This is a genomic window from Kitasatospora sp. NPDC059803, assembly GCF_042732255.1.
Taxonomy (GTDB): Bacteria; Actinomycetota; Actinomycetes; order Streptomycetales; family Streptomycetaceae; genus Kitasatospora.
In genome coordinates this window covers 1-7,840 of sequence record NZ_JBHWIJ010000363.1, presented here as the reverse complement: position 1 = coordinate 7,840, position 7,840 = coordinate 1, and the positions used below count along the sequence as shown (strand labels likewise).

Genomic DNA, 7,840 nt, shown 5'->3' with positions numbered 1-7,840 from the left:
GCACAGGACCGGGCGGGCCGACGACGTTGTGCGGCGGAGCGTCAGCCGACGTGGACGCGCGGGCGGCGGCTGCGGTCGGGTTCGGCCTCGCGCAGCACCTCGCGGGTGACCGGGGCCACCTCGCCCTGGCCGAACAGGAAGAACCGCAGGAACTGGGCGAAGGGGTTGCCCTCGGTCCACTCGAAGTAGAGGTGCGGCTGCTGCCCGGTGCGGTCCCGGATGGTGAGGGCCAGCGCGGCGATCGCGTTCGGGATGCTGGAGCTCTCCAGCGTCAGCACCCGGTAGCGGCCGTGCAGCACCTCGCCGCGCACGGTCAGCTCGGTCTCGAAGTCGGAGGCGTCCCGGACGGTCACCTCGACGAAGACCAGGTCGTCCTCACCGGGGATGTCGTTGTCGGCGCGGATCTGGCGGATCTTGTCGCGGTACTCGGCGACGTCGCGGTGGGTCGGCTCGTTGGCGATCAGCCGCAGCGGGCGGTGCGCGTAGTCCCTGACGAAACGTTCCGCCACGTCGTCCAGCACCACGTCGGTGACGCGCAGCTCGAAGGCGCGGCGCAGCCGGGAGAGCAGCGAGACCAGGATGATGCCGGCGATGAAGCAGGCACCGATCTTCAGACCGTCCGGCCGCTCCAGGCAGTTCAGCACGGTGGTGTACAGGAAGATCGCCGCGATGATCGCGAAGGCGGTGGTCCAGCCCCGCTGCTTCGCCTTGTACGCGGCGATGGTGACGGCGATGGCCGCCGAACTGATCAGCACCAGCACACCGGTCGCGTACGCGCCGCCCTGGGCGTCCACATTGGCGTCGAACAGCCAGGTGACCAGGAAGCCGATCAGGGTCAGCACGATCACCATCGGCCGCACCGCGCGGGCCCAGTGCGGGGCCATGCCGTAGCGGGGCAGGTAGCGCGGCAGCAGGTTGAGCATGCCCGCCATGGCGGAGGCGCCGGCGAACCAGAGGATGGCGATGGTGGACAGGTCGTAGACGCTGCCGAAGGTGCCGCCCAGGTACTCGTGGGCCAGGTAGGCGAGGGCGCGGCCGTTCGCGTCGCCGCCGGGCTTGAACTGGTCGGCCGGGATCAGCAGGGTGGTGATGAAGCTGGTGGTGATCAGGAAGCAGCTCATGATCACGGCGGCCGTGGTGAGCAGCTTGCGGGTGCCGCGGATCCGGCCGGTGGGCTTCTCCTCGGTGTCGTCCGGGTCCCCCTCGATGTGCGGCATCACGGCGACACCGGTCTCGAAGCCGGACAGGCCGAGCGCCAGCTTCGGGAAGACCACCAGCGCCACGCCCACCATGATCACCGGGTTGCCGTGCTGGGCGGTCAGCGCACTGGTCCAGTCCGTGACCACGTGCGGCGCCTCGATGATCTTCCAGATGCCGACGGCCACCACGACCACGTTCAGCACCAGGTAGACCGCGACCAGGGCCACCGCCAGGCCGATCGCCTCGCTGAAGCCCTTCAGGAACACCGCGCCGAGCAGCGCGACCAGGATCAGCGTGATCAGCACCTGCTTGCCGCCGAGGACGCTGGTCAGGTGCGGGTTCTCCACCAGGTGCGCGCTCGCGTCGGCGGCCGACAGGGTGATCGTGATGAGGAAGTCCGTCGCCGCGAAGCCGAGCAGCGCCAGGACGAACAGCTTGCCCTTCCAGAACGACAACAGCCGCTCCAGCATCGCGATCGAGCCCTCACCGCGCGGGCTCTCCTGCGCGACCCGCCGGTAGACCGGCAGCGCGCCCAGCAGGGTGACGATCACCAGCACGATCGTCGCGATCGGCGACAGCACGCCCGCGGCCAGCGCGGCGATGCCCGGCTGGTAGCCGAGCGTGGAGAAGTAGTCCAGGCCGGTCAGGCACATCACCCGCCACCAGCGCTGGCCCTTGTGCGCACCGGAGTCCCCCACCTGCGCGCCGCCCTGCGAACCGTCCTGGCCGGCCTCCCCGGTGGCCGGCTTGTCCGCCGACACGTCCTCCAGCAGCCAGCCGCGCAACCGTATTCGCGCCGACGACGGTTCCGCCGTCGCCGCCTCCGTCGAACCCGACGAAACCACCTTGCACCTCTTGTTAAAGACCCCGTAAAAGCGCCGTCGGGCGACGGCAGTGCGACAGGCTATGCGACCGGCGTTAAGGACGCGTCATCGCCCCGCGTTAAGAAAACGTCATTGCTCCGCAGGTCGCGGCGGGTGGTGCGCCCGGTGGCAGTGCGCCCGCGGCCGGGCGCCGACGGGCCGGCCGCGCGGCGTCGGGACAGGGCCGCTCCCCCGCCCCGACGCCGCGTGCCGCGAAGGTCAGGCCCGGTAGCCGAGGACGGTCATCATGCCCGTCTCCGCGTGGTAGACGTTGTGGCAGTGCACCATCCACAGGCCCGGATTGTCGGCGTCGAAGTCGACGGCGAGCGTCGCGCCCGGCAGCACGATCGCGGTGTCCTTGCGGGGCCCGTCACCGGGCAGCGCGAAGGTGTGGCCGTGCAGGTGGACGGGGTGCCACATGCTCGTGGTGTTGCGGAACTCCAGCCGGACCCGCTCCCCCGCCGCCACCGGGTAGCGCTGCGCCGGGTCGTACCGGCGGCCGTTGAACGCCCAGTCGGCCTTCGCCATGCCGCCGGTGATCTCCAGCCGCACCGTCCGGTCCGGCGCCCTGGCGGGCAGCCGCACGCTCGGGTCGGCCTTGAGCTGTGCCGCGCCGAGCAGCCTGCCGTCCAGCTCCGCCGGGCGCACCGAGGCGTCCGGCGCGGCGCCGCCGCCGGTGCGCAGCAGGGCGAGTGCGGCGGCGTTCTTGCCCTCGGCGAGCGCGGTCAGCGGGAACACGCCGTCCTGGACGGTCACCAGCACGTCGTAGCGCTCGCCCATGCCGAGCAGCAGCGCCTGGGTGGTGGCCGGCTCGACCGGGAAGCCGTCGGTGTGGGTGACGGTCAGCTCGTGGCCGCCCAGCGCGACCCGGTAGGCGGTGTCGCCGCCCGCGTTGATCAGCCGGATCCGGACCCGGTCGCCGGGCTTGGCGGTGAAGGTCTCGGGCGCGGTGGCGAGCCGGCCGTTGACCAGGTGGAACGGGTAGCCGACGTCGCCCGCGTCGCCGCCGAGCAGCGCGCTGCGGGCGCCCATCAGCATCCGGGACGGGCCGGCGGCGGTGGGCGGGGCGGTGCTCGGGGTGCCGGTCGGAGTGCCGCCCATGGCCGCCATGTCGTGGCCGCCCGTCGCCGAGTGGTCCATCCCCGCGTGGTCCATCGCGCCCATGCCCCGGGCGAGTTCGGCGAGCACGGCGTCCGGGGTGCTGCCGTCGACCCCGTCCACCCAGTCGTCCAGGACGACGACCCACTCCTTGTCGTAGCGCAGCGGCTCCCTCGGGTCCTCGACGATCAGCGGCGCGTACAGGCCGCGGTCCTGCTGGACACCGGAGTGCGGGTGGAACCAGTACGTCCCCGGGTGGGCGAGCGCGAAGCGGTACTCGAAGCCGGCGCCCGCCCGCACCGCGTCCTGGGTGAGCCCGGGCACGCCGTCCATGTCGTTGCGCAGCGCGAGGCCGTGCCAGTGCAACGAGGTGGGCTGCGGCAGGTGGTTGGCGAGACTGACGGCGAGCGTCTCGCCGACCGTGGCGCGCACCTCCTGGCCGGGCAGGCGGTCGCCGTACGCCCAGCTGCGGACGGTGCGGCCGCCCAGGTCGAGCGTCGTCTCGGTGGCGGTGAGCGCGACCTTGCGCTCCGGCCCGGGCCCTCGCCGCGCCTCGGCGGCGGCGACCTCGGGGCCGCCGGGGGCGACGAAGCCGCCCGGGGTGGTGGGGGCGGCGCCCCCATGGTCCATGCCCTTCATCGGATCGGCGGAACAGGCGGCGAGCAGACCGGTGCCGGCGGCGGCGAGCGCCGCGCCGAGCACGGTACGACGGGTGGGTGTGCGCATGACGGAGTGCACCTCGTGCGGTGGGTGTGGGTGAGCAGGACGTCGCGACGGCCGTCCCGCCCGCGCCGGAGCGCGGACACGGGGCGGCCGGCGCACGCCTACTGACGCAGCACCGACAACCGGGCGAGGAGGATCCGCCCGCCTCCGGGCGGCGGCAGCGCGCGAACGGCCCGCAGCAGCCGGGCCCTCACCTCGGCGGCGACGTCACCGCTGTACCGCAGCAGGGGGCCGGCGATGAGGAGCAGCAACGTCCAGCCGGCGAGGACGGCCAGACACACCGTCATCGGATCCATGCCGTCGGCCGCTGCGGTGTGCACCGTCTCCTCGGCGCCCGCCGGGTGACCGGCGCTCACGGCGTGCCGCGCCGGCCCGTGGTCTGCCCCGTGCTCCACCCCGTGCCCGCCGACGGTCGGATGGCCGAGCGTGTGCATCGCCACGATGCCGAGCAGGAGCGCCGCGAGGAGCAGCAGGCGCAGGGCCCGGGGGACGGCCGGACGCGGCTCCGCCATCGTCCACCTCCCGACCGATCCCGCCATCAGTTACCCCCGCAGGGTATCCCGAATCACAGCCCCCGGCCGCGCCGGGGCAGGTCGCCCGGCCCACGCCCTCCCCGCCGCCGAAGATCGATCCGTTAGCATCCGTCAGCAGTTTGTCGACACGGACCCGGGCGGCACGCCGGTCCGGGGCTCATCAACGGGGGGAAAGACATGGCAGATCCTGATCTGGCCTTGGAGTTCAAGGTCAACCCAGCCGAACTGGACGGCTGCGGGCAGAGCGCCCAGCACATCGGCGGACTCATACCGGGAGAGACCGCGAAGATCACCGACCCGTGCAACCAGGCCGCCGGAGGCCTGAAGGGCTGGCTCACCGCCGCCGCCATCCAGAACTGCGGCACGAACTGGAAGACGCTGCTGGACAAGCTCGGCGGCGACATGGGCGACGTCGGCACCAAGCTCGCCACCTCGGCCGCCTACTACCGCCAGGTCGAGAAGGACATCCACGGGAGCATGCGGAACCCGGCCGCACCACTCCCCAACGAACCCGACCCGTTCAACACGACCTTCGTCCCTGGCCCCGTGAAGCCCGCCGACGCGAAGGCGGCCGCGTAAGCGATGGACATCAAGACCCTCCACGACGCCGACCTCATCAACCTCACCACCGCGAAGACCGCCTTCGACACCCTGGCCACCGCCTTCGGCCAGCACGTCGAGAACTGGCAGCACGAGGTCGTCGACCGGCTGAACCACTCCCAGTGGACCGGGAACGCCGCCGGTCACGCCCAAGCCCGGATCCAGCTCCTGGAGAACGAACTCCAAGCCGCCCAACAGGAGATCGGCCTCGTCAGCAGAGCCCTGTACGACGCGGCCGAGGGCTTCGCCGCCGCCCAGGCGCACCTGATCAACGCCCTCGACGACGCCAGGACCCACAAGCTGACCGTCGCCGCCGACGGCGGGATCACCTGGGACAACGACCCCGGCTCCGCCACCTTCGCCGGCACCGACGCCGAGTCGCAGGCCCGGCAGATCAGCAGCCGGATCACGGCCGCACTCGCCGAGGCCGACCACACGGACCAGACGATCAGCGCCCGGCTCGCCCACCTGGCCGGCAACGCGAGCGACGGCACCGGGCTCGACGCCGCCACGGCGAAGACCGACCTGGCCGCCGCGAACGCGCTCGAACAGGTCCCCGCCGCCGGCACCGACCCGAACAGCGTCAAGGGCTGGTGGAACGGGCTGACCGACGAGCAGCAGCACCGGATGATCCTCAACCACCCCGACCAGGTCGGCGCCCTCGACGGCGTCCCCGCGCTCGCCCGGGACCAGGCCAACCGGATCAACCTCCAGCGCGGCAGGCAGGACCTCCAACACCAGCTCGACGGCCTCGGCCCGGAGCCGAAGCACTACCTGTCCGTCGCCGAGACCAACGGCGGGCCCGTCCAGAACCCCGACTACACGGCGTGGAAGCAGAAACGCGACGACCTCGAAGACAAGCTGAAGGGCGTGACGGCCATCGAGAACCGGCTGAACACCCCGGTCAACGCCGAACACCCGCCCACCTTCCTGCTGGGCTTCGACACCAACGGCAAGGGCCACGCGATCATCGCGGCCAACAACCCCGACACCGCCGACAACGTCTCCACGTACGTGCCCGGCACCGGCGCCCGGCTCGGCAGCATCGGCAGCGACATCAACCGCTCCGACCTGATGGTCAAGTCGGCCAACGACGCCAACCGGAAGGCGCAAGACCCGAGCACCACCTCGTCGATCACCTGGGTCGGCTACGACGCTCCGCAGACGATCATCCCCGAGGCCGCGGACGACAAGTACGCGAAGAACGCGGAGGACAAGCTGCACGCCTTCGAGACCGGGCTGCACGCCACGCACGAGGGGAAGCTGTCGAACAACACCGTCCTCGCCCACAGCTACGGCACCACGACCGTGGGCTACGCCATGCGCGACAAGGGCCTTCCCGTCGACAACGTCGTCCTCATCGCCAGCCCCGGCTGCGGCGTCGAAAACGCCAAGGACCTGAACATCGACCCGTCCCGCGTGTACGTGGCGCAGAGCCCGGCCGACGCGATCGGCTGGGCCGCCGCCACCGACCCCGGCGGGATGGCGGACAACATCGTCGACAACGTCGCCAGCTCGTGGGGCCTCGGCGACGGTGACCACCACCTGATCCACGGCCGACAGACCACCGTCCCCCAGTTCGGCGCGCAGGTCCTGCCCACCAATCCCAACGCGGGGCATTCGGACTACTGGAACGACGATTCGCCCACCCTGACCTCCATGGGCCAGATCATCGCCGGAAAGCGGGTCTCATGAGCACCACCGAGCACACCCCGCTGATCAAACGGGTCACCACCACCGCCGTGCTGGCGGTCGCCGTACTGGCCCTGAACGCCTGCGGCGTGCAGACCTTGAACGAGCGGTCGAAGTCCACGATCACGCTCGACCAGGCCAAGAAGCAGATCGACACCTACCTCGCCGACACCCTGGCCAAGCTGCCGGTCAAACCGACCGCGAGCTCGGGCGATTTCTTCGACATGGAATGCGACGCCAACGACATCGGCCCGCACGGCAGGACGCAGACCCATCGGGGATACGACTTCGGCGACGTCCCGTCCGCGCCCAAGGCCGAGGCGGCGAACGCCTTCCGAACGTTCCTGACCGGCCAGGGCTTCCAGCCGGTTCAGGATCCCCCCAATTTCCACAACGACTGGATCAGGCTGAAGAACCCCAAGGACGACTTCCTCGCCACCCTGGACGGGGTCTCCGACGCCAGCCACGACCTCACCCTCCGGGTCAGCTCCCCCTGCGTCTGGCCCGACGGCACGCCACCGGCCTGATCCGAGCCGCCGCACCGGGGCCGCACCCTCCGCAGGGTGCGGCCCCTGCACGTCCGCCCGCGCCGACCCCGGAACAAACCCCGAGGATCGCCCCCTAAGGGCGTAGACGCGCCCGGGGGCGGGCATGGCTGGATCGTGGAACCCCGAGCAGCAGCCGTGAGAAGGTGTCAGCCATGAAGGTGATCGAGTTCGTCCTCAATGTCATTTGGCTGATCTTCTGCGGTATCTGGATGGCTATTGCCTATACCGTCGCCGGAATTATCTGCTGCGTGCTGATCGTGACCATCCCGTTCGGCGTCGCGTCCTTCCGAATTGCCGGCTTCATACTGTGGCCGTTCGGGCGGACGACCGTGGAGAAGCCGGGTGCCGGGGCGGCGTCCTGCGTCGGGAACGTCATCTGGCTGATCTTCGCGGGCTGGTGGCTGGCGATCGCGCACCTGGTGACCAGCATCCCGCTGTTCCTGTCGATCATCGGCATCCCGTTCGGCTGGGCGAACCTCAAGATGATCCCGATCTCCCTCATGCCGCTCGGCCGCGAGGTCGTCCCCACCGACCAGGCCTGGGGCGCCCGGTAGCCGTTTGAGAAGCAGCCGCAGGATAAACG

Annotated in this window: 7 protein-coding genes; 4 read left to right on the top strand and 3 right to left on the bottom strand. The window is 71.0% G+C overall.

The window, feature by feature from the left end:
- Positions 1-41: 41 nt before the first annotated feature.
- The 3 genes from ACFV6I_RS35380 to ACFV6I_RS35370 all read right to left on the bottom strand — a co-directional run bounded on the left by ACFV6I_RS35380 (position 42) and on the right by ACFV6I_RS35370 (position 4,396).
- The gene (locus tag ACFV6I_RS35380) at positions 42-2,045 is read right to left on the bottom strand and encodes an amino acid transporter (RefSeq protein ID WP_380339698.1); all 2,004 of its coding nucleotides are present in this window, start codon (positions 2,043-2,045) and stop codon (positions 42-44) included.
- Positions 2,046-2,282: 237 nt separating this feature from the next.
- Positions 2,283-3,887 carry a multicopper oxidase family protein gene (locus ACFV6I_RS35375; protein ID WP_380339701.1) on the bottom strand — a complete coding sequence of 535 codons (1,605 nt, stop codon included), beginning with the start codon at positions 3,885-3,887 and terminating at the stop codon, positions 2,283-2,285.
- Between the two features lie 98 nt (positions 3,888-3,985).
- A complete protein-coding gene (locus ACFV6I_RS35370; protein WP_380339704.1) occupies positions 3,986-4,396 on the bottom strand; it encodes a DUF6153 family protein in 411 nt (136 codons plus the stop codon).
- A gap of 198 nt (positions 4,397-4,594) precedes the next feature.
- On the opposite strand from ACFV6I_RS35370, the gene ACFV6I_RS35365 reads away from it, so the two are divergent.
- The 4 genes from ACFV6I_RS35365 to ACFV6I_RS35350 all read left to right on the top strand — a co-directional run bounded on the left by ACFV6I_RS35365 (position 4,595) and on the right by ACFV6I_RS35350 (position 7,811).
- Complete coding sequence (locus ACFV6I_RS35365) at positions 4,595-4,996, top strand: hypothetical protein (RefSeq protein WP_380339707.1); 402 nt, start codon at positions 4,595-4,597, stop codon at positions 4,994-4,996.
- Positions 4,997-4,999: 3 nt separating this feature from the next.
- Positions 5,000-6,712 (top strand): alpha/beta hydrolase, encoded by a 1,713-nt coding sequence (locus tag ACFV6I_RS35360; protein WP_380429992.1) that lies wholly within the window; start codon positions 5,000-5,002, stop codon positions 6,710-6,712.
- The gene (locus tag ACFV6I_RS35355) at positions 6,709-7,236 is read left to right on the top strand and encodes a hypothetical protein (RefSeq protein WP_380429989.1); all 528 of its coding nucleotides are present in this window, start codon (positions 6,709-6,711) and stop codon (positions 7,234-7,236) included. Before ACFV6I_RS35360 ends, ACFV6I_RS35355 begins: the two co-directional genes overlap by 4 nt.
- 173 nt (positions 7,237-7,409) lie before the next feature.
- Positions 7,410-7,811: a YccF domain-containing protein gene (locus ACFV6I_RS35350; protein WP_063346584.1), complete on the top strand. Its 402-nt coding sequence runs from the start codon at positions 7,410-7,412 to the stop codon at positions 7,809-7,811.
- Positions 7,812-7,840: the final 29 nt, after the last annotated feature.